Raw genomic sequence first — 20,752 nt, 5'->3', positions numbered from 1 at the left:
TTTAGCTTAAATGAAAAAGATGCTGTTTCCAGCATCCTTTTATTAGATATACAGTTTGGGTGTTGATGGTAATGGTTCTTGTTTGGCTGAGGTAGATTCTATTTCGATATCCATATCCATATCCATATCTGCATCAATATCTTTCTGCTCTCCATTCGATTCCTCTTCAGTTTGATTGAATTCTGGTGCGTCCTTGAAACCTCTGTACAGCTTCCATAGAGTTGGTAGATTCTTAACAATCGGGCCATACTGCTGCACAATTGGACCAACCTGTTGGGCTGTGCTTAGAACCTTCTGTGTATTGGATAACATGCTGTTTAGGGAAGAAGGGTTTGTCAATGCTTTAAGAAAAGAACCTCCACCGCCTGCCTGTTGTGGTCCGAATGCACCTAAAGCTCTGTGTGGAGCAGCACCAGTCTGTGCTCCCCTTCCAAGCAGCCTGGAAAGAATACCACCTCTTTGTTGCATTTGTGGATACATCCCCATCCTGGGATGAATTGGCGGTCTTCCGTATGGATTAAAATAGTGGGGGGGCATCCCTGTTCGCGTTGGAAAACGATATCTAGGCATCATATTGCAGTGCCTCCCTTCTTAACGTCATAATCAAGCTCGTTATTTCGATAAGTTCTTACAATCACTTATATCATATTCATCTCTGTCTATTTTGCTTAGGATATATGCGGAGAAATGGTTGCTTCAACAAAGGGTGGTTATTCTTGTTAAAATTGATTATAATATTATGATGGTTATAACAGGCTAATTTGACAGGGTTTTGGCAATAATGTTGGAAAATGGCCCTTAATTTAAAGGAGTTAATATAAATGAATGAGACAAAATTTGAGCGTTTTAACTTAAAACCGTTTATTATAGAAGCTGTAAAAGAACTTGGCTTTTATGAGCCGACTGAGATTCAAGAGAGAATTATCCCGACTGTGTTAAAAAAAGAAAGTGCAATTGGTCAATCCCAAACTGGAACAGGTAAGACACATGCGTATGTCCTGCCGGTCCTTCACAGTATCGAACCGGAACGTCAGGAAGTGCAGGCAATTTTTACTGCACCGACAAGGGAGTTAGCCACACAAATTTACCATGAAACGTTAAAAGTCGCTCAGCACTGCCCTGAGGGTCAGGAGATATCAGTCCGTTTATTTATTGGTGGTACGGACAAGCAGCGAACGATTGAGAAGCTGAAGAACCAGCCGCAAATTGTCATTGGAACGCCAGGTAGGATTAGTGATTTAGTGAAGGAGCAGGCATTAGTTGTCCATACTGCTGAAATGCTTGTTATTGATGAAGCAGATATCATGCTTGATATGGGATTTCTGACGGATGTTGATTATATTGCTGCTAGAATGCCTAAGAATCTGCAAATGTTAATTTTCTCGGCTACCATTCCCGAGAAACTAAAGCCATTTATGAAGAAATATTTGGAGAATCCTAAATATATTCATGTTGAACCTAAGCAGGTAACAGCTGCTGCAATTGATCATTATTTGCTGCCCGCAAAGCATCGAAACAAGGTTGTGCTGGTACATCAGGCATTGCTTCATTTTAATCCTTATTTAGCTATTGTCTTTACCAATACAAAGAAAAAGGCAGACGAAGTGGCGGATGGGCTAATGGCAAAGGGCCTTAAAGTGGGTCGAATCCATGGTGATTTATCACCGCGGGAACGAAAAAAAATGATGAAGCAAATTGTTGATTTGGAGTATCAATACATTGTAGCTACTGATTTAGCAGCTCGTGGAATTGATATTCAAGGAATCAGTCATGTCATTAATTATGAGCTTCCAACGGACCTTGATTTCTATATCCACCGGGTGGGTAGAACCGCACGTGCAGGCTACTCCGGTATTGCTTTATCGATTTATGAGGATTCTGATGAGGATGCGTTAAATCGATTAGAGAAGATGGGCATTGAATTTAAAAATGCTGATTTTCAAAATAAAGAATGGGTTGAATTGGAAGATCGAAATAAGCGGAAAAAACGGAAAAAACAAGTTGATGAGATTGATTTAAAAGCAAAATCTCTATTCCAAAAGCCAAAAAAGGTAAAGCCTGGCTATAAAAAGAAAATTCAGCATGAAACAGAAAACTTTAAAAAGCGACAGAAAAGACTGCAAAAGAAAAAGTAAGAGCAAGGGGAGAGTGTGAATGTTAAAAATTGGTTCTCATGTATCCATGAGTGGAAAGAAAATGCTTTTGGCAGCAAGTGAAGAAGCGGTTTCATACGGATCTAATACATTTATGATTTATACTGGTGCACCACAAAATACAAGAAGGAAAAAAATTGAGGACTTAAATATCGAAGCAGGTAGAAAACATATGGAAGAAAACGGTATAAATGAAATTATCGTCCATGCTCCGTATATCATAAATATAGGTAATGCAGTAAATCCCGCAACCTTTGAACTTGGTGTCAATTTCCTGAGAACAGAAATAGACCGCACAGAAGCGATTGGTGCTACACAAATCGTTCTTCACCCAGGTGCACATGTCAAGGAAGGGTCAGAGGTAGGAATAAAAAAAATTATTGAAGGTTTAAATGAAGTATTAACTGGAGATGAGCAGGTTCAAATTGCCCTTGAGACGATGGCTGGCAAAGGCTCTGAGTGTGGAAGGTCTTTCGAAGAGTTAGCCATGATCATTGACGGAGTTACCCATAATGATAAGCTTTCTATTTGTTTTGATACTTGTCATACGCATGACGCTGGATATAACATTATGGAGGACTTTGATGGTGTATTGAATGAGTTTGATCATATTATCGGGATTGACCGCTTAAAGGTCCTGCATATCAATGACAGTAAAAATGTCCAGGGATCAAGAAAAGACCGTCATGAAAATATCGGCTATGGTAATATTGGCTTTAAGGCACTAAACTATGTTGTGCATCACCCTCAATTAACAGAGGTACCAAAAATTCTTGAGACTCCTTTCGTTGGTGAGGATAAAGATAATAAAAAACCACCGTACAAGCATGAGATTGCTATGCTTAGAAACAAAACCTTTAATGAACATTTGCTCCGCGATATCGTAAGTGAAGCTTAAAAAAATAAGTCCAGGCACGATAAAATATGTGCCTGGTTTTATTCATTTCATTAATTCTAGAAATAACCGATTAACTTCCCGAGCTGTCTCCACTCCTGCCGTTCTGGCAATTTCCTTAACTAGGATAGCACGCTCTCGATCATCAAAAATATTGACCTGTCTTCCTCGCAGGTATTTTGCTATTTGAGCTGCCTGTGCCCCAGTTATGGAGATTTTAAAAATCTTAGCGTATCTTAATAATTCTTCTGCTGTGATACTATTTATTTTTTGATTGATGATGCTAGCAAATATCCTCATTTTATCACTCCTCTATTGATAAAATATGATGGGGGTGCGGGATGAGTGACTAGACTGTGAGGACTCCTTCCTTTACTTTTTTAGGTGGTTCTTGTATACTCTAAATCGGAATGATTTCGGAATTTAGGTGATGTAATGAATAATAAGTTTATCATACAGATAAGCGGTCTTTCCTACCGTTATGAAAGGGAATATGTACTAGAGGATATTAATCTTACCGTAGAGAAGGGTTCTTTTCTGGGAATTGTCGGGCCAAATGGTTCGGGAAAATCGACTCTGCTAAAGCTTATCCTTGGGCTATTAAAAACGCAGCAAGGGGAGATTAAGCTTTTTGACCATGATATCAGCCGATTTAAGGAATGGGAGCGGATTGGCTTTGTGTCACAAAAAGCTAATTCATTTAATACGGGATTCCCGGCAACGGTTTATGAAGTGGTTAAAAGTGGTTTAACGAAAAAAGTCGGCCTGTTTCGTCGATTAAAGAAGGAAGATCATGATACGATTGTAGAAGCTATTGATTCAGTTGGACTCTTGCCTTTTATCAAGCGCAATATTGGCGAACTGTCAGGAGGACAGCAACAGAGGGTATTTATAGCAAGGTCGCTTGTTAGTAAACCGGAGCTCTTGATTCTTGATGAACCGACAGTAGGGGTTGATGCGCAAAATGTCCGTTCTTTCTATGAAATGCTTGGTGATTTAAATAAGCGCCTTGGTATAACTTTAATGCTGGTTACCCATGATATTGGAACCATTACTGACAAAGTGACACATGTTGCTTGTTTAAATAAGCATTTACATTTTCATGGAAATACCCATGAATTTGAGGAACAGAATAAAAATGGCTTAGGTGCTTTTTATGGCTATGATCTCCATTTATTAACCCATGATCATGCCCATGAACATAATCATGGAGGGGGAAATTCATGATTGCAGGAATTTTTCAGTATGAATTTTTACAAAATGCCTTTCTAACAGGCGTTATTATTGGAATTATAGCACCTTTAATTGGTGTATTTGTTGTGGTTAGAAGGCTGTCTTTAATTGCAGACGCACTTAGTCATGTTACGCTTGCTGGAATAGCTGCTAGTCTGTTACTTGAGAAAAAGTTCTTGGCTGCCGGCTCCTTGAGTCCGATTTATATGGGGATGGCCTTTTCTGTTGCGGGCTCATTATTTATCGAAAAGCTGAGGACCGTCTATAAGCATTATCAAGAGCTGGCAATCCCGATTATTCTTTCTGGCGGGATTGGATTAAGCGTTATTTTTATTTCACTTGCAGATGGGTTTAATACCGACCTGTTCAGTTATTTATTTGGAAGTGTATCGGCTGTCAGCAGAGCCGATTTATGGTTAATTTTTATCATTAGTATCTTTGTTATTGCCATTATTTTTTTCTTATATAAAGAATTATTCTTAATTTCCTTTGATGAGGAGCATGCGAAAGCGTCCGGCCTGCCGACAAAGGGTCTGCATCTGATTTTTATTGTCATGGTTGCACTTGTGATTGCAGCGTCGATGAGAGTGGTGGGAGTGCTGTTGGTTTCTGCACTTATGACATTGCCTGTTGCGGCGGCGATTCGTCTCGCCAACGGCTTTAAGCAGACCATCTTTTATTCCATCTTGTTTGGTGAGACCGCTGTTTTAGGTGGATTATTCATCTCCTATTATCTAGATTTGGCACCGGGTGGAACGATTGTCATGATTTCGGTATTAATATTAATCCTGTCGATTTTAGCAAAAAAGTGGATTGTGAAAGCTGTGGTATAAAGGGGTGGATTAGGATGAATGTCGATCAAGCAATGACGATATTGAAGGAAAAGGGCTATAAGCATACGGGAAAAAGAGAGGAAATGCTTCAGCTATTTGCTGATCATAATAAGTATTTAACAGCTAAAGATGTTTTGGACAAATTGAAAGACCAATATCCAGGATTAAGCTTTGATACCATTTATCGGAATTTATCATTATTTGTAGAGCTTGGGCTGGTTGAAATGACTGAGCTGTCAGGAGAAAAGCACTTTCGCTTAACCTGTTCGCATCATGAGCATCATCATCACTTTATATGCTTAGATTGTGGCACAACTAAGGAAATTGAGACCTGTCCCATGAATATTCTGACTGATAATTTAAAGGGATATGACATCTCAGGTCATAAATTTGAAATATACGGTCGTTGCCCGACCTGTTCATCATAAGGGAGAAAAGCAAGCATCGATATGTAAACGATGCTTGCTTTTTTGTCCTTAATAATCCAATCTAGTCAAACATTGTTATAGTGAAAATCTCATTTTAGCACACAATAGTAAATGTCTTATCAAAGACACTTAGCAAAAAGGGTCATGGGATGAGACAGGTAAATAGCTTAAGCTTGGATTTACAATGCATGAAGAGAGTGGGGGATCATAATGGCAGATCTAGACCCAAATAATGTAGGTAATCAGGAATTGCAAAAAGAACAAAATGACGGTCAGTTGTATGGCGTAGATAATTTTGGCGAACAAAACTATCGAGAAGAAACAGCAGCTGAAATCGCAGCACCGACTTCGATGAGGTTGAACGAGCGTACTGGTGATAAAAATGAAGCTCGAGCGGAGGGCGGTACTGGCATTGGGTTAGCGGCTATCGCTCTTTCAATCCTGTCCCTGTTTGTATTTCCAGTATTATTCGGAGCAGCAGGTATTGTTCTTGGTTTTATTGCTCGCGCAAAAGGAGCTAGAACTGGTTCTTGGGCAATTACGATTGGCGCTATTTCTCTTATTCTCGGTATGTTTATCCTCCCGTTTTTTTAATAAAGCGGTTATCGCTTAAGAGAAAAAAGGAGAAGCCTTGTACCTGGTGTACTTGGCTTCTCCTTTATGAATGATTACACTTTTTTACTTTGTAGCCTGATTAGCAAAATATTCTTCCGCGATTTGGTCTATTTCCTTTTTTAACTCCTCTACAAGAGTTTCTTCTGGAACCTTCCGGACTATTTCGCCTTTACGGAATAAGAGACCTTCACCGCGAGCTCCCGCAATGCCGATGTCCGCTTCACGGGCCTCTCCAGGACCGTTAACGGCACAGCCAAGGACAGCAACCTTGATTGGAGCTTTAATTTTTTGAATATACTCTTCCACTTCATTCGCAATGCTGATTAAATCAATCTCTATTCTTCCGCAGGTAGGGCAGGAAATCAATGTTGCAGCATTGGAAGAAAGACCGAATACCTTTAACAGCTCTCTAGCGACCTTTACCTCTTCAACAGGATCGGCACTTAAAGAAATACGCAATGTATTCCCAATTCCTTTGCTAAGAATAGCGCCTAATCCAGCAGCGCTTTTGACTGTACCAGCGAACAAAGTACCAGATTCCGTGATTCCAAGGTGGAGAGGGTAATCGAAGGCTTTTGCTGCTTTTTCGTACGCCTCAATCGCTAACGGAACATCTGATGCTTTCATCGATACAATGATATCGTGGAAATCTAAATCCTCAAGGATTTTTATATGATGGAGTGCACTCTCAACCATACCGTCAGCAGTAGGATAACCGTATTTTTCTAAAATGCGTTTTTCCAGTGAACCTGCGTTTACTCCGATTCGAATCGGAATCCCTTTCGCTTTAGCTGCATTTACTACAGCTTCAACCTTTTCTCGTTTACCGATATTACCAGGGTTAATACGAATTTTATCCGCGCCGCCTTCGATCGCCTTTAAGGCAAGCTTATAGTCAAAATGAATATCAACGACAAGTGGGATATTGATGCGCTTTTTAATTTCTGATATGGCATTTGCTGCTCGTTCGTCAGGGCAGGCAACACGGACAATCTGACAGCCTGCCTCTTCAAGTTGGTGAATTTGGGCAACCGTTGCTTCAACATCATGTGTTTTGGTCGTTGTCATACTTTGGATAAATAACTCATTACTGCCGCCAATCGTTAAATTACCGACTTTTACAGGTCGGGTTTTCGTACGATGTATCATTTCACTCAATGGTGATTCGCTCCTTTAATAATCACTGTTCAATGTTATGAATGTAGATTAGATTTTGAAAATAATCATGTGTGGGCAGCTTGATAAATCAAAACAGCCTCTACTCCTTATTTTACAGGACTATATTTATTGTAGCAATGAAGATAGGAAATTGACAAGGAAGTTGATATGTAGATTCTTTCCAGCATGCTACTATTTAATGTGCTTTAGAGTAGTCAGGGAATTTATAGACCATACCCTGTTGAATTTCCTGTGGTGAAACTCCTTTATTCAATTCTTTAAAATCATTTATCACTTCTGTAATGGGGACTGAGATGGATTCATTGAGGTGGTCTTCGATAATAGAAATAACCGTATCTCCTGCATCAACCTTTTGTTCAAAGTATGTCGTTTCTTCGGTCTGTTTGGCTGCTGAATCTACAGCTGTTTCTTTGGTAAAACTAGCGGGAAGAGTGCCTTCGCTTAAGTCATAATAGACGGCATATAGGATTAAAAGGATAACGAATACTCCGACTAAGCGCTTCATATTTTCTTCCTCCCTCTATCAAAAACATCATCCTATTAATAGATATGCTTGTCTGCCTTCACCTAGAACAGTTAGAGTGAGATGAAACTGTCAACAGGATTGAAGTTGAATTCTATCAACATTTTGGAAATATCATTGAACTAAACCAGTCTGTAAGCTATAATTTTAATAATGTATATAACTGGAAGAGGGGAGACATGTGGCAAAAAATTGGTCCGAGGAAAATCTAATCTCGATACGAGAAAGAGCTTACTTGCACCTTAAGGATCTGATTCTTGAAGGGGAGCTAAAAGCAGGAGACCGGTTAGTTGAGAGAGAATTGGCAGAAAAGTTAAATATAAGCCGGACACCTATTCGTGAAGCATTGTTTCGTTTAGAATCACTAGGATTTGTAAAAACGGTTCCTCGCAAAGGTGTAATCGTTGCTGATATTACGGAAAAAGAAATATTGGAGGTTTTTACTGTTTTATCAGCTTTAGAAGTTCTAGCTGCTAAATTAGCTGTCCAAAAGCTAGATGAAGAGCTAAAGCAGAAGTTTCAAGCCAGCATAGAAAAGGTTGAAGGTTATTTAAATGATCATAATAGTAAGGATTATGCTGCTTTACATAATGAATTGAATGAATTATTATACAGTTCCGCTAAAAACTCAAAGCTTTTTGAAATGCTAAGTGGATTATCAGATTATATTCGTGCATTTGCAAAGACTGGTTACCGTAATGAAGGTCGACCTGAGCAGTCAATGAGAGAACATGTAGAGATCATGAAGGCAATAATAAATCAGGAAACAGAAATGGCTGAATATCTTACGAAAATCCACATTGAAAATTCTAAGAAAGCGTATATTGATGCTGTTAATCATGATAAAAATGATTAAAGAACAAAAAAGAAGAGCTGCGAGGCTCTTCTTTTTTGTTTACGTTAATTTGCCATATCATCCATACGAATGTAAGGAAATATTACGTAAAAGTGAAAAAAATGTCATAAAATATGCGGTTTTTGATGACGGATTTCGACATACAGACAATTTTTAATATTTTATAATATAAAAAACATATAAATGTTATAAAACATTACATGAAAAAAGTATAAGAATCACCCGGAGGGAGGGAAGGTGCTTCTTATACCTAAAAAGAAAAAGCTTATGTTGAATAGTAGCAAATTTATCTGATGATGACAAACTTAAAGTTTTAAAATATCTAATTTATAAAATTTTCAAAATTGTTGCACAATACTTCAAATAAATGATATAGTATTTCCAATACGTCTATAGTGAAAAAGGAGGATGGCAACATGACCTGTTAAGAGTGCAGACCTATTATTATTTTCGGGTTAGGGGGTATTAACTAATTTTTTTTTGCTAGATTACAAGCTTTTTAGGTATACCAAATACTAAATGCAAAAATCAAGATCTTTTATCGCAATAGCAAATATAGTAGGTGGAGGGAATATATGGAACTAACATTAGCACATTGGATCTATGTACTTGTGACTTTGACAGTAGTGATTACAATGCTCTTTAGAAAAGGTGTAGTGTTACCGGTACTTGTTGGAACTTTTTTGGTAGCAGCTTTATATAAAGGAAGTATTGTTTCAGGATTTCAAGGCGTTTTTAACGCAAATTTAGTGGCGGCTAAAGAATTATTCAATATATTCTTGATCATATCACTAATGATTGCGATGCTGAATGCTTTAAAAGATCTAGGAGCAGATCAGAAAATGGTTGCCCCCATTCAGAAGATTATGCTTAATGGTCATGTTTCATACCTTATTCTAATGGTTGTAACGTATGTGATTTCGCTATTCTTTTGGCCAACCCCTGCGGTTCCACTAATCTGTGCTTTATTAGTGCCTGCAGCTGTAAAGGCTGGACTACCAGTCATGGCTGCAGCCAGTATTGTTTGTATTGCTGGACAAGGGATGGCATTGTCCTCCGACTATATCATGCAGGTAGCCCCAATGCTGAGCGCTACAGCAGCAGGTATAGAAACCTCTTTGGTAACAGATAAAGCATTAGTCCTTTCTTTAATTACTGGTTTAAGTGCACTGGTGATTGTGTATGTGTCACATTATAAGGCCATACATAAAAACTCCAGTTCAGGTGCAAAAACAGAAAAAAGCAACGAAGAAGAAGCTGTATTTTTTGATGCTGCAAATGAAATGGCAGCTGCAGTGGAAGAAGATCCAGTAATGGTTCAAAGAAAACAAAAGTATGGTAAAATCTTTTCTGTTCTTGTTCCGTTATCGCTACTTGGTGTTATGATTTACATGTTCCAAAATAAGTTTTCTGGTGGAACAGGGTTAGAAGGTGGAGATGGGGCCGCTTTTATCGGTGGTGTAGCGGTAATACTATTAATTTTGGCAACGCTTGCATTTAATCGGATGCATGCATTGGATAAAGTCAGTGACCATATTACAGATGGCTTTGTATTTGCTTTTCGTGCCATGGCGCCAGTTATTCCAATTGCCGGTTTCTTCTTTATGGGTAGTTCAGATTTTACTGGTTCTATTCTCTCATTAGGAGAAGATGCAGCAAAGCCCGCTTTTCTATTCGATGTGATTGAAGCAGCCCAGACCTATGTTCCGCAAAATGAATTCCTTGCTGGCTTCGGATTATTGATTGTCGGCTTAATAACTGGTCTTGATGGATCGGGGTTCTCCGGTTTACCATTAACAGGTGCATTATCTGGTGCATTAGCGACTGCAGGTATGGATGCATCGACTTTAGCAGCAATTGGACAAATGGGCGCAATTTGGGCAGGTGGAACACTTGTTGCATGGTCTTCACTTGTTGCCGTTGCTGGTTTCTTGAAATTACAGCCAATGGAGTTAGCTCGAAGAAATTTTATTCCAGTTATAGTTGGACTTTTCCTTTCCACATTAGCCGCAATTATTATCTGGTAGTACCTAATAGAATAAAATAATATCCATAATCTTATTATATAATCCTATCACCATAAATATTGCAGGTTCTAACCCAAAATATATTCATTATTTTGAGGTGGAGCCATTTTTTTTGCCTATACAGATATGGACGTTTTGAATAATCGATTAACAAATTGGAGGTAATGAAATGGAGAATTATAAAGTAGGCTTAGTAGGAATAGGTAGATTAGGATCGGCATTAATGAAACAATGGGACCAGCAGCAATTGGACATTGGTGTGTACCATCCTACGAAGGAAAAGTCAGAAACATTTATTAATCAATTTCAAAATGGATATATTCTTGAAAAGAAGGATTTAGCGGAAATTAATATTCTTATATTAGCGCTATCGGGTAAGGATATTTCTCCCTTTTTAGAAAATTTACGTTCAGAAGGACTTGACTTAACGAAGGTTATGCTTGTGAATATGGCAACGGCATTAAATTCCAAGGAGATTATCAGTGCTTTTCCACAATTAACGGTTTTTGGAGTGAAATTTATGGGACATGCGAGAGATTTGTTTGAGCACGGTGAGGCTTTGTTTATCAGTGAAACACCATTGCCTGGGCCGATTGAAGAATTATTCCAGAAGCTTGGTCAAATCATGATAGATGAAGAGGATCGATTGGTTCAGGTCAATAAATTAGCTACCTTCTATGCAGCAAAAGCAGCTATTGAGATTGAGGCTATTTTTGCAGAAAAAGGTCTGTCCGCAGAATATGTTAAAAGAGCTTTAACATCCATTGCACCCGAGGTTATTCGCTCTTACAGTAATGGGTCTCTTGGGCATTTTGCAAAGGAAATAGTGAAGGAAATACAGCTGTCCAAGTCAAAATGATGGCAAGGACTACAAAAGGAACCCCTAGAAAAGATTTTTCTCCGGGGGTTCCTTTTTCATTTAGGACATAATCATTTCTAATACTATTAAGTAAACCATTGCTAAACCAACGTATAAGCCTGTATAGGCAAGATTCCAATTGGATACTTTAAAGGAACTTTCTTTAATGATATTCGACATGAGCCCAATTGTTGCATTATATGGACCGACAAGGAAGGAGGCAACGGCTCCGGTTAACATCGCTACGGTTAGGACAAACGGTGAAATCCCAAGAAGGCTTGGATTTAGGGCTCCAGCTATTAAAGAAAGACTTACGGCAGGGTGAAGCCCGACAAAAGCAAGACCTAAAGGGATGAGCGGAAGTAATATGATGAAAACTTCTGCTCCTGTAACATGAATAAAATCAAGGGTCCGTTCATTTATATATTCATTCGCATGAGAGACTTGTATCGTTGAGATTAAAAAACCTGCAGAAAGGAAAATAAAGAACTGATCCTTCATACCCACAGTAAAGGTCTTAAAATGATCAATCAACTGAATAAAGAAATCATTGCCCTTTCTTAATAATAAACCCCAAACAAATGAAAATGGAATCACTAATAAAGAGACGAGAATGATAAAGGAAAAATCTAATAAGGTTTCTAATGTTGAAATAACCAAAATAAAAACGACAATGGCTAGTAAAATTTGCAGGACTCGTACGGGAGAATCCTTTTTGCTATCCTCTTTGGTTGCCGCTAATTCGGAGACCGAAGCCGAAACCTGGTCTTCTATTTTCGTTGAAGATTTTTGTCTGCCAAGAAACCAGTCCAGTAATAATCCAAAAATGCTTAACGGCAAAACATAGGGAAGGATGGAAAGCCAGCTGACACCTGTCATTCCGACAACAATTCCAACAATAGGAGTTACCGGTGCCCACAATAGCGGCATGGCAAATCCACGTGTAATGGCCCTGCTTAAAAAACGATTTTCCTGTTTGATTGGAAAGCTATCGAGAGCGGGTCTAATGGAAAAGTAGGTCATTGGGAGTGTTGCGAGATTCATAAAGATACTGAAAAAGTAAGAGATTCCTGAAGTTAACATATATAGCTTTCCAGTGGTTTTAACCTTTTTGTGAATAAGTGTTTTTATTCCTTCACTATATTCTCCCAATTTTATCGGTATCCCTAATATAGGTACTAATGTAAACAGGGTAAGAAGATCAAGCATGGAACCAAAGGAAAGGATGTATTCATTCCAAGCTGCACCGCTCGTCCAAAGCAGCAATAAGCCTAGTAACAGGAAAATGCTACCTAGAATCCTTACAAATTTTTTTACTATCCCGATTGTACATAAGACGATTACAAGACATAGAATCGATATAGACGGTCCGATACTAAGAAGCGGAAACAAAGTAGATAGTAAGTATAGCGTTATGGCAGATAAGAAAAGAAATCGTAACATGACATCACCCTAATCCTTATAATATGGAAAACATCCGCATGGTATACCATATAGATATATTTGCGTTAATTATTAATAAATTTACCATAAATTTTAGCATTTGGTATACAATTTGCTAAAAACATTGTATAATCAAGATGTAAATAATATTAATTGAATATTCGGAGGTATGAGCTATGTTTAACTTTTTATTCGGTTCTCATAAAGCTGTTGAAAAGTCTGAGAAAAAGTTAGTGCTTTTAAGAAAATTATTAAAATTTTAAAACATATAATCCTATTATAACCGTCATCACTATATGACGGTTTATTTTTGTCATCGACCAGGTTTAGTTGTTTTATAACAAATATAATCCCGGAGAGATATGTATTCTCTCCGGGATTACGATAAAATAGTCATCATACATTGGCATTTTCGATTTTGACTAATTTAGAATGCTGAGAATCCTCGCTATTTCCAGATGCCTTAACGATTTCATTTAATTCCTCACGTGCTTCTTCAATGGTTGGGAATGTTTCAAAAAATTTAACATGAATTTTGTTAATATAATCTTTACCATCATATTTTTCATATAAGGTAATTTTAGCATGGTCATCAACGATTTTCGCGATCGTGTAAGTTGCCTTAAGACTATCGAAAAAATAGAATTGATATGTTTCAACTAATTCAAGTGCATCATTCTCCAATACAGTTTGGAAAGTATCCTTATTCGTAAGGACAGCGTATTTTTCCATAGTACCACTCCTTAAGATAAAATTTTGTACGTAAGCAGGCGTACAATTTAAAATGTTAACAGGTATTAAAGCTTGGAATATTGTATACCAAACTACTTGTTTACTAGTTTAATGGATGTTTATCAAATATTCAATATAATTTTCAAAATTTTTAAATAATACTATACGCATGTTGTTTTTGCTTTTCCATAAAGATTCTAGTATAATAAACTTAGTTTTCAAAAAACTTAGAAAATATGATAAAGGGGCGATTGTATGCCAAAGGTAATCCTCCATGTAGATGGAACAGTTGTTGAACAAGAGGTAAAGGATAATGCCAACCTGGTTGTTTTAGCCGGAACTCGTCAGTTTCCTCAATTAAAATATGGTTGTGGAATGGGCAGATGTACAAAATGTGTATGCCAGGTAATTAATGGAGCAGATGGGGTTACGCCACCAAATTGGAAGGAAGAAAAAATGCTCGGCGACAAATTAACTGAAGGCTACCGCTTAACATGCCAAATGACTGTTCAGCAAGATATTGAAATATCACAGGAAAATATTAAAATTGATCCCCCTAAGAAAAAATTATCATCATCAATTTAATTCATGGTAGTTAGGTATACAAAATGCCGATTCGGTATTTAAATTGGAATTGAATGAATAAAGAAAAGCAGGTGATTAGATGGCTTGTTATGATTTAACAGCTATGACATGGGAAGAAGTGAAGGAATCATTACAAAATGTGAAGTTTGTTATTATTCCGATAGGAGCACACGAGCAGCATGGTCCACATATGGTTGAAAGCTGTGATGCTGTACTGGCGGAAAGAATGGCTAAAAAACTGGGGGAGAGAATGTACCCTTATGCCCTTGTCACTCCGACTATTAATATGGGAGTATCACAGCACCATTTGAATTTTCCGGGTACCATATCACTGCGACCGGAAACCCTAATGGCTATCCTGAAGGATATGATATCCTCATTAAAACACCATGGAGTTGAAAAATTTTTATTGTTAAATTCTCACGGTGGTAATCAATCAACCTTGAGTCTAGCATCATTGACTTTGTCAAATGAATTAGATGTTGAAGTCTATTATGCTAAAACAACGGCGTCAGCCAAGAATGCAATCGGACGTTTAGTTGAATCCAAGCTTTTCGGTCACAGCTGTGAGCGTGAAGTTTCAGAGGCTTTATACTTAGCGCCTGAGCTTGTACGTAAGGAGAAGCTTGTAAAGGGTGCAATTCAGGAAACTGGTAGATGGAAGCAACTTAGACCTGGGAAGGCGATTCAAGGGTTTTATACCTATGAAGAAATGACTGAAAACGGATGTATTGGTGATGCCACGAAGGGAAGCTTGGAAATAGGTGAGCAGATCGTTGAGGAAGCATTGGATAATTTATCATCAGAACTTGTTACTTTGATGAAAATAGAAGCAGAAGTAGTGAAGTAGAAGCATGAATCGATAATAATTAAAATTTTTAAAAAATTTAGAAAACACTATTTACAAACTAGAAAATATAGTTTAATATCTAGTTAACGGTATACCAAATACCAAAAAATAAAAGATAAACTGAAACAAAAAAATATTCAGACTTTTATTCTAAGGTGGTTGGTATACAAAATATCAAATACCAGATTATTAGATAACATTCTTGGTAAATATTGAGGAGGAAAAAGTAATGACTAAATTATTATCTAAAGACGAATTCCGTAAAGAATTAGAGGAAGCGATTAAAGGAAATCACAGCCAAAAGGCTCCATTCACAGTGGCTTGGGCTGAAGGGAAATTAGAAAGAAAGCACTTTGCTAGATGGGCTGAAAACCACTATCACTATGTAGGACCTTTCGCAAACTACTTAGCATATATCTATCACAATACTCCAGACATCCCTGAGTATGAGTCAGCAAAAGACTTCACTCTACAAAATATGTATGAAGAAGAAATCGCTGCAGACCGTCATACAGATTTATTAATCCGTTTTGCTGAAGCATGTGGCACAACTCGTGAACGAGTTCAAGATCCTAAAAACATGGCTGCTACAACACTAGGTCTTCAAAGCTGGTGCTACTCAGTTGCAGCACGTGAACATTTTGTTGTAGCAACTGCAGCACTAGTAGTAGGATTAGAATCTCAAGTACCAGATATCTACCGTAAGCAAACTCCGGCATTACGTGAGCAATACGGATTTACAGATGAAGAAATCGAATTCTTTGACCTTCACATCGTATCAGACGAAATTCATGGTGAGCGCGGTTATAAGATTGTTCTTGATCATGCGAATACTCCAGAATTACAACAACGTTGTATTGAAATTGTACGTGTAGGTGCAAACATGAGAAGAATGTACATGGATGGTCTATACAGAGAATACTTAGAGCAAGACCTTGGTAATTTAGTAGAAAATAAATAATTAAAGTAATGACTAAAGAGGGGGATTAACGTCTTCCCCTTCTGGGCCGTCAAATATAATCTTCTAACCGAGATTCTACATGACGGCCCATTTTTATAAATAAAGCTATGTGATAATAAATAAGGAATAGGTGATAGAGTGCTTACAACAAAAGTAGAAACATTCAGCAACTATATTAATGGTGAATGGACAGAATCTGTAAGTCAAAAAACATTTACCAATATCAATCCGGCTAATAAGGAAGAGATTGTTGGGATTTTTCAAGCCTCTAATGAAGAAGATGTAAAGCAAGCGATTGATGCAGCTGTTGAAGCATTTCCGAGCTGGGCGGCTACTGCTCCTTCTAAGCGTGCAGCCATCTTAAATAAAGCTGCAGATATCCTTGAAGAAAATGCTGAGGCTCTTGCTGAAGAATTGACTCGAGAAGAAGGAAAGCATGTTTCAGATGCTAAGAATGAAGTCATACGCTCAGCCCAAACACTACGGTTTTACGCAGTTGAAGGGCAAACCTTTACTGGAGAAACCTTTCCAAATGATGATCCAAATATGAAAGTTTCAACTGAGCGTGAACCACTTGGAGTTATAAGTGTCATTACTCCTTGGAATTTTCCTATTTCGATTCCTTCTCGTAAGATTGCTCCTGCATTAATTACAGGTAATACTGTTGTGTTTAAACCTTCATCAGATACCCCTCTAATAGCTGTACGTCTTGTTGAGGCATTACATAATGCAGGTATTCCAAAAGGCGTTATCAATCTAGTAACAGGGAAAGCTTCTGATGTAGGAGATTTGTTAGTAACAGATCCAGCGATTAAAGCTGTAACGTTTACAGGATCAACTGGAGCGGGTGAAGATATTCATCATAAATCATCTTTTACAACTAGATTACAAATGGAATTAGGTGGTAAAAACCCTATTATCGTTATGGATGATGCAGATGTCGATCAGGCAGCTACTTTGACTGTAAATGGCGGATTTTCTTTAACAGGTCAGGCTTGTACTGGCACGAGTCGTGTTATTGTCATGAAGGAAGTAAAAGATGCATATGTTGAGAAGTTAATTGAAAAAACAAAAGCCTTAAAAGTAGGCAATGGCTTTGAAAACGGTGTAAAGATTGGTCCGTTAGCAAATGAAAAGCAGCTGAAGAATGTTCTGAACTATATTGAAATCGGTAAAGAAGATGGTGCAACCCTTGTATATGGCGGTGAACAGCTGACAAGCGGGGAGTACGAAAAAGGCTATTTTGTTCAGCCGGCTATTTTTACAGATGTTCGCTCTAGCATGAGAATTGCAAAAGAAGAAATCTTTGGGCCTGTTATAGCTATTATTGAAGTGAATTCGTATGAGGAAGCAATAGAGATTGCTAATGATGTAGAGTATGGCTTATCCGCTTCTATTATTACTAATAACTTAAAGACTGCCCATCAGTTTACAAAGGATATTCAAGCTGGAACCGTTAAAGTAAATCGTACGACAACCGGAAACCTAATGAATGCACCATTTGGTGGAGTTAAAAAATCAAGTACTTCAACTTTCCGTGAATCCGGCAGAGTTGGTTTAGAATTTTTCAGTCAAGTAAAAACAGTCTATGTTGGCTATTAATTAACAAAAGGGATAGAGGAGATCACACATGAAGACATCTTTAAAGTTAGAATTAGAAGAAGCAAAAGTAATGATTGAAGCTGCAAAGCAGAAATCTGAAGAAATCAATGTATTAGAAACCATTGCTATTGTTGACGATGGCGGGTATGTGATTGCGTTAGAAAGAATGAATGGAGCTCGTATCACAGGTCCAGAAATTGCGATTGCGAAAGCTTTTACGGCCGCTGGTCACAAGCGTTCCACACATTTATTTAATAAAGAGCCAAATGGTCCGGCATTACCTGGTAATGAAGCATTTGGTATTCAGCATATGCTTGACGGAAAATTCGCTATTTTCGTTGGCGGTTTCCCGATCGTAGTAAACGGAGAAGTTGTTGGCGGAGTCGGCATAAGCGGCGGTAATGGGGAACAGGATACGGCAGTAGGTACTGCTGCCCTAAAAGCTTTGCAAGCTGTAGTGGCAGACAAAGGTTATGAAGTGATTACTGATGCAGATATAAAGAAATAAGAATAGCTAGGACCTCATTCATTCTATCTTCAATGGTGAAATGAGGTCCTTGTTAAATAGCTAACTAAATAATAGTAACTTTTTAGAAAAGAGGAGATTGAGGTTGAATCCTTATATTGAATTATCTATTGGATTTGCCCGCACTGGTTTAACCGGATTTGGAGGAGGACCTTCAACCATTCCATTAATAGAATATGAGGTTGTAAAAAAATACAAATGGATGACGGAAGAAGAGTTTGGGGATGTGTTGGCGCTCGCCAATACGTTACCGGGTCCCATTGCAACGAAAATGGCTGCCTATATTGGATATAAAGTAAAAGGAAGTCTAGGGGCAACGGTTGCTATTCTTGCCCATATTCTGCCATCAATTATTGCTTTGATTGGACTACTAGGAGCACTGTATGCCTATCGTCACTCACCAATTGTCGGTGGTATGGTTCTAGGTGTTACTCCTGTTATCGGCTATATGCTAGCAGAAATGGCTTATGGCTTTTATAAAAAGGGTCATAAGGGTTTAGGATTGTCAAAAATGATCATCTTTACAGCTATTTCCTTTGTCACCATGCAAATCATCGGACTTCATCCAGGAATCTTAATTGCTGCATTCTTGCTTTCTGCTTTCTTCATTGCACGGCGCAAGAAAAAGGCTGCAAAGACTGCCGAAGTCATTATTGAGAGAAAGGAAAAAAGCTTATGATGTATTGGGATTTATTTTGGGCATTTTTTGTAGCAAATTTATTAGGCTATGGCGGCGGCCCTGCAACCATACCGTTAATCCAAAATGAAGTAGTCAATAATTATGACTGGATGACATTATCAGAGTTTGGCGATCTGTTAGCCATTGCAAATGCCTTACCTGGACCAATCGCAACAAAGCTTGCCGGTTTTATTGGATTTGAAATAGGGGGAGTTCTAGGAGCAACTATTGCGCTTGCAGGAACCATCTTACCTTCAGCCATTGCGGTCATCATCCTTTTTAAGTTTGTTGATTTATTTAAAGATTCAGCAGAAGTAAAGCTGATGACAAAAGCAGTTCAGCCCATTATTGCCGTACTTCTTGCAGTGATGGCCTATCAATTCTTTTTAACATTCTTTGAAGGTAGCGGAATTATACATCTTATTTTATTAACTGTACTTAGCTATTTAACATTGAACAAGTGGAAAATCCATCCTTCTTTAGTTATTATCGGGGCTCTAGTTTATGGTGGAATATTTCTACAAGTTGCCTGATGCATAACAAAGCTAATAGGGGGGGAGTGAATGGAAATACAATGGAAGGAAAACAATCTTCTTTCAGTTCGAGAACACGCCTATTTGTATCTGAAAGACTTAATTCTAGAAGGGACGTACAAAGCAGGAGACAGACTAATTGAAAGAGAACTTGCAGCCAAATTAAACATTAGCCGTACCCCTATAAGGGAAGCGTTGTTTCGTTTAGAATCGCAAGGATATGTTAAAACGGTACCAAGAAAAGGTGTCGTTGTATCTAATATTTCTGAAGAGCAGGTCATTGAAGTCTTTACGATCTTATCCTCACTGGAAGTGCTAGCAGTAAAGCTAGCCGCACAAAAAATGGATACGAAAACACAAAAGGCCTTCGACTTAAAGATTCAGGAGCTAAAAGAAATACAAGAAAAAAATGAAGGTACTTTTAATCTTGAACATATTCAGATGAACCATTTGATTAATAAAGCTTCGAAAAGTCCGAAACTATATGAAATTCTATCCGGTCTTATCGACTACATCCATATGTCGGCAAATATGGGCTATGAAACTCCAGGCAGAAGACAAGAATCATTAAAGGAACATATTAGCATCATGACGGCATTACGTAATCAGGAAGCGGAGATGGCTGAATATCTCATGAAAATTCATATTGAGAATTCAAAGAAGGCTTATATAAATTACATGGATAACTTGAAAGTAAGACTCAAAAAGTAAGCGGCTTGCATAACTTATGCTTTCTGTAACTGATAATTGAAATTTATATATTAGGAGGAAATGATACTATGCCAAAAATTCACTTTATTACGAGCGATAAGATAATTGAAGTGCCTGAGAATTCCAGTGTTTTAAGAATGTCCCTTCGTTATGATGGCGAGCTGCCAAACCGTTGTGGCGGAGGAATTTGCGGCAATTGCGTATGTAAAATTGAAGAAGGCGCTGAATTCCTAGATAATGTTAAAGTACAGGAAAGAAGAAAATTAGGTGATGAGCTGCTAGAAAAAGGGTACCGATTAGGCTGTCAGACCTTTGTAACAAATGGTGATATCAAAATTTCTTGGGATGAGGAAATTAAAAAACAGGTAATAAAAAGAAAGCCGGATAAATTAAAGGCAAAGGTTACAGCAGGAGAGTAAAAAGGAGTCATTTATTTTGAGGCAATTAAGGGCGTTCACATTAATGATAAAAAAAGGCAAAATGAAAGAAACTCATCCTATGCTAATTAGGATGAGTTTCTTTATGGAGA

The 20,752-nt window shown here is 37.9% G+C and carries 24 protein-coding genes; 18 read left to right on the top strand and 6 right to left on the bottom strand.

Annotated elements, in window-relative coordinates; all coding sequences use genetic code 11:
• Positions 1-42: 42 nt before the first annotated feature.
• A complete protein-coding gene (gene vrrA / locus BQ5321_RS17965) occupies positions 43-573 on the bottom strand; it encodes a VrrA/YqfQ family protein (protein WP_071395792.1) in 531 nt (176 codons plus the stop codon).
• Between the two features lie 248 nt (positions 574-821).
• On the opposite strand from vrrA, the gene BQ5321_RS17960 reads away from it, so the two are divergent.
• Together BQ5321_RS17960 and BQ5321_RS17955 are read left to right on the top strand one after the other, a co-directional pair.
• On the top strand, positions 822-2,135 hold the full coding sequence (locus BQ5321_RS17960; protein ID WP_071395791.1) for a DEAD/DEAH box helicase: 1,314 nt from the start codon (positions 822-824) through the stop codon (positions 2,133-2,135).
• A gap of 19 nt (positions 2,136-2,154) precedes the next feature.
• The gene (locus tag BQ5321_RS17955) at positions 2,155-3,051 is read left to right on the top strand and encodes a deoxyribonuclease IV (protein WP_071395790.1); all 897 of its coding nucleotides are present in this window, start codon (positions 2,155-2,157) and stop codon (positions 3,049-3,051) included.
• Between the two features lie 42 nt (positions 3,052-3,093).
• Here the strand turns inward: BQ5321_RS17955 and BQ5321_RS17950 are convergent, their stop codons facing one another.
• A complete protein-coding gene (locus BQ5321_RS17950; RefSeq protein ID WP_071395789.1) occupies positions 3,094-3,348 on the bottom strand; it encodes a DUF2624 domain-containing protein in 255 nt (84 codons plus the stop codon).
• Between the two features lie 135 nt (positions 3,349-3,483).
• Between BQ5321_RS17950 and BQ5321_RS17945 the strand changes: the two genes are divergently transcribed.
• The 4 genes from BQ5321_RS17945 to BQ5321_RS17930 all read left to right on the top strand — a co-directional run bounded on the left by BQ5321_RS17945 (position 3,484) and on the right by BQ5321_RS17930 (position 6,136).
• Positions 3,484-4,275 carry a metal ABC transporter ATP-binding protein gene (locus BQ5321_RS17945; protein WP_071395788.1) on the top strand — a complete coding sequence of 264 codons (792 nt, stop codon included), beginning with the start codon at positions 3,484-3,486 and terminating at the stop codon, positions 4,273-4,275.
• Entirely contained in the window at positions 4,272-5,114 is an 843-nt protein-coding gene (locus tag BQ5321_RS17940) for a metal ABC transporter permease (protein ID WP_071395787.1), read from the top strand. Before BQ5321_RS17945 ends, BQ5321_RS17940 begins: the two co-directional genes overlap by 4 nt.
• A gap of 14 nt (positions 5,115-5,128) precedes the next feature.
• On the top strand, positions 5,129-5,542 hold the full coding sequence (locus tag BQ5321_RS17935) for a Fur family transcriptional regulator (RefSeq protein WP_071395786.1): 414 nt from the start codon (positions 5,129-5,131) through the stop codon (positions 5,540-5,542).
• A gap of 210 nt (positions 5,543-5,752) precedes the next feature.
• Positions 5,753-6,136: a DUF308 domain-containing protein gene (locus tag BQ5321_RS17930; RefSeq protein WP_071395785.1), complete on the top strand. Its 384-nt coding sequence runs from the start codon at positions 5,753-5,755 to the stop codon at positions 6,134-6,136.
• 84 nt (positions 6,137-6,220) lie between these two features.
• Here the strand turns inward: BQ5321_RS17930 and ispG are convergent, their stop codons facing one another.
• Together ispG and BQ5321_RS17920 are read right to left on the bottom strand one after the other, a co-directional pair.
• A complete protein-coding gene (gene ispG, locus BQ5321_RS17925; RefSeq protein ID WP_187143796.1) occupies positions 6,221-7,306 on the bottom strand; it encodes a flavodoxin-dependent (E)-4-hydroxy-3-methylbut-2-enyl-diphosphate synthase in 1,086 nt (361 codons plus the stop codon).
• Between the two features lie 205 nt (positions 7,307-7,511).
• On the bottom strand, positions 7,512-7,841 hold the full coding sequence (locus BQ5321_RS17920) for a hypothetical protein (RefSeq protein ID WP_071395783.1): 330 nt from the start codon (positions 7,839-7,841) through the stop codon (positions 7,512-7,514).
• A gap of 199 nt (positions 7,842-8,040) precedes the next feature.
• On the opposite strand from BQ5321_RS17920, the gene BQ5321_RS17915 reads away from it, so the two are divergent.
• From BQ5321_RS17915 to BQ5321_RS17900, 3 genes are all read left to right on the top strand, one after another.
• Positions 8,041-8,715 (top strand): GntR family transcriptional regulator, encoded by a 675-nt coding sequence (locus BQ5321_RS17915; protein WP_071395782.1) that lies wholly within the window; start codon positions 8,041-8,043, stop codon positions 8,713-8,715.
• A 575-nt stretch (positions 8,716-9,290) separates the two neighbouring features.
• Complete coding sequence (locus BQ5321_RS17905) at positions 9,291-10,742, top strand: hypothetical protein (RefSeq protein WP_071395780.1); 1,452 nt, start codon at positions 9,291-9,293, stop codon at positions 10,740-10,742.
• Between the two features lie 169 nt (positions 10,743-10,911).
• Positions 10,912-11,601 carry an NAD(P)-binding domain-containing protein gene (locus tag BQ5321_RS17900; RefSeq protein ID WP_071395779.1) on the top strand — a complete coding sequence of 230 codons (690 nt, stop codon included), beginning with the start codon at positions 10,912-10,914 and terminating at the stop codon, positions 11,599-11,601.
• Between the two features lie 60 nt (positions 11,602-11,661).
• Here BQ5321_RS17900 and BQ5321_RS17895 read toward each other — a convergent pair whose 3' ends face one another.
• Together BQ5321_RS17895 and BQ5321_RS17890 are read right to left on the bottom strand one after the other, a co-directional pair.
• Positions 11,662-13,044 (bottom strand): hypothetical protein, encoded by a 1,383-nt coding sequence (locus BQ5321_RS17895; protein WP_071395778.1) that lies wholly within the window; start codon positions 13,042-13,044, stop codon positions 11,662-11,664.
• A 396-nt stretch (positions 13,045-13,440) separates the two neighbouring features.
• Positions 13,441-13,776 (bottom strand): hypothetical protein, encoded by a 336-nt coding sequence (locus tag BQ5321_RS17890; RefSeq protein WP_071395777.1) that lies wholly within the window; start codon positions 13,774-13,776, stop codon positions 13,441-13,443.
• A gap of 255 nt (positions 13,777-14,031) precedes the next feature.
• Here BQ5321_RS17890 and BQ5321_RS17885 point away from each other — a divergent pair, with 255 nt between their 5' ends.
• The 9 genes from BQ5321_RS17885 to BQ5321_RS17845 all read left to right on the top strand — a co-directional run bounded on the left by BQ5321_RS17885 (position 14,032) and on the right by BQ5321_RS17845 (position 20,642).
• On the top strand, positions 14,032-14,361 hold the full coding sequence (locus BQ5321_RS17885) for a 2Fe-2S iron-sulfur cluster-binding protein (protein WP_071395776.1): 330 nt from the start codon (positions 14,032-14,034) through the stop codon (positions 14,359-14,361).
• Positions 14,362-14,440: 79 nt separating this feature from the next.
• Positions 14,441-15,211, top strand: coding sequence for a creatininase family protein (locus BQ5321_RS17880; protein ID WP_071395775.1), 771 nt, complete (start codon positions 14,441-14,443; stop codon positions 15,209-15,211).
• Positions 15,212-15,440: 229 nt separating this feature from the next.
• Entirely contained in the window at positions 15,441-16,172 is a 732-nt protein-coding gene (locus BQ5321_RS17875; RefSeq protein WP_071395774.1) for an iron-containing redox enzyme family protein, read from the top strand.
• Between the two features lie 138 nt (positions 16,173-16,310).
• A complete protein-coding gene (locus BQ5321_RS17870; protein WP_071395773.1) occupies positions 16,311-17,774 on the top strand; it encodes an aldehyde dehydrogenase family protein in 1,464 nt (487 codons plus the stop codon).
• 28 nt (positions 17,775-17,802) lie between these two features.
• Complete coding sequence (locus tag BQ5321_RS17865) at positions 17,803-18,282, top strand: GlcG/HbpS family heme-binding protein (protein WP_071395772.1); 480 nt, start codon at positions 17,803-17,805, stop codon at positions 18,280-18,282.
• A gap of 103 nt (positions 18,283-18,385) precedes the next feature.
• Entirely contained in the window at positions 18,386-18,979 is a 594-nt protein-coding gene (locus BQ5321_RS17860; protein WP_071395771.1) for a chromate transporter, read from the top strand.
• Positions 18,976-19,512: a chromate transporter gene (locus tag BQ5321_RS17855; protein WP_071395770.1), complete on the top strand. Its 537-nt coding sequence runs from the start codon at positions 18,976-18,978 to the stop codon at positions 19,510-19,512. The genes BQ5321_RS17860 and BQ5321_RS17855 overlap by 4 nt, the downstream gene beginning before the upstream one ends.
• A 30-nt stretch (positions 19,513-19,542) precedes the next feature.
• Positions 19,543-20,223, top strand: coding sequence for a GntR family transcriptional regulator (locus BQ5321_RS17850; protein WP_071395769.1), 681 nt, complete (start codon positions 19,543-19,545; stop codon positions 20,221-20,223).
• 68 nt (positions 20,224-20,291) lie between these two features.
• Complete coding sequence (locus tag BQ5321_RS17845) at positions 20,292-20,642, top strand: 2Fe-2S iron-sulfur cluster-binding protein (protein WP_071395768.1); 351 nt, start codon at positions 20,292-20,294, stop codon at positions 20,640-20,642.
• The last annotated feature ends 110 nt before the right edge of the window (positions 20,643-20,752 follow it).

The organism is Bacillus tuaregi (assembly GCF_900104575.1).
In the GTDB taxonomy this organism is placed as follows: Bacteria; Bacillota; Bacilli; order Bacillales; family Cytobacillaceae; genus Bacillus_BD; species Bacillus_BD tuaregi.
This window is presented reverse-complemented; position numbering and strand designations above follow the sequence as displayed.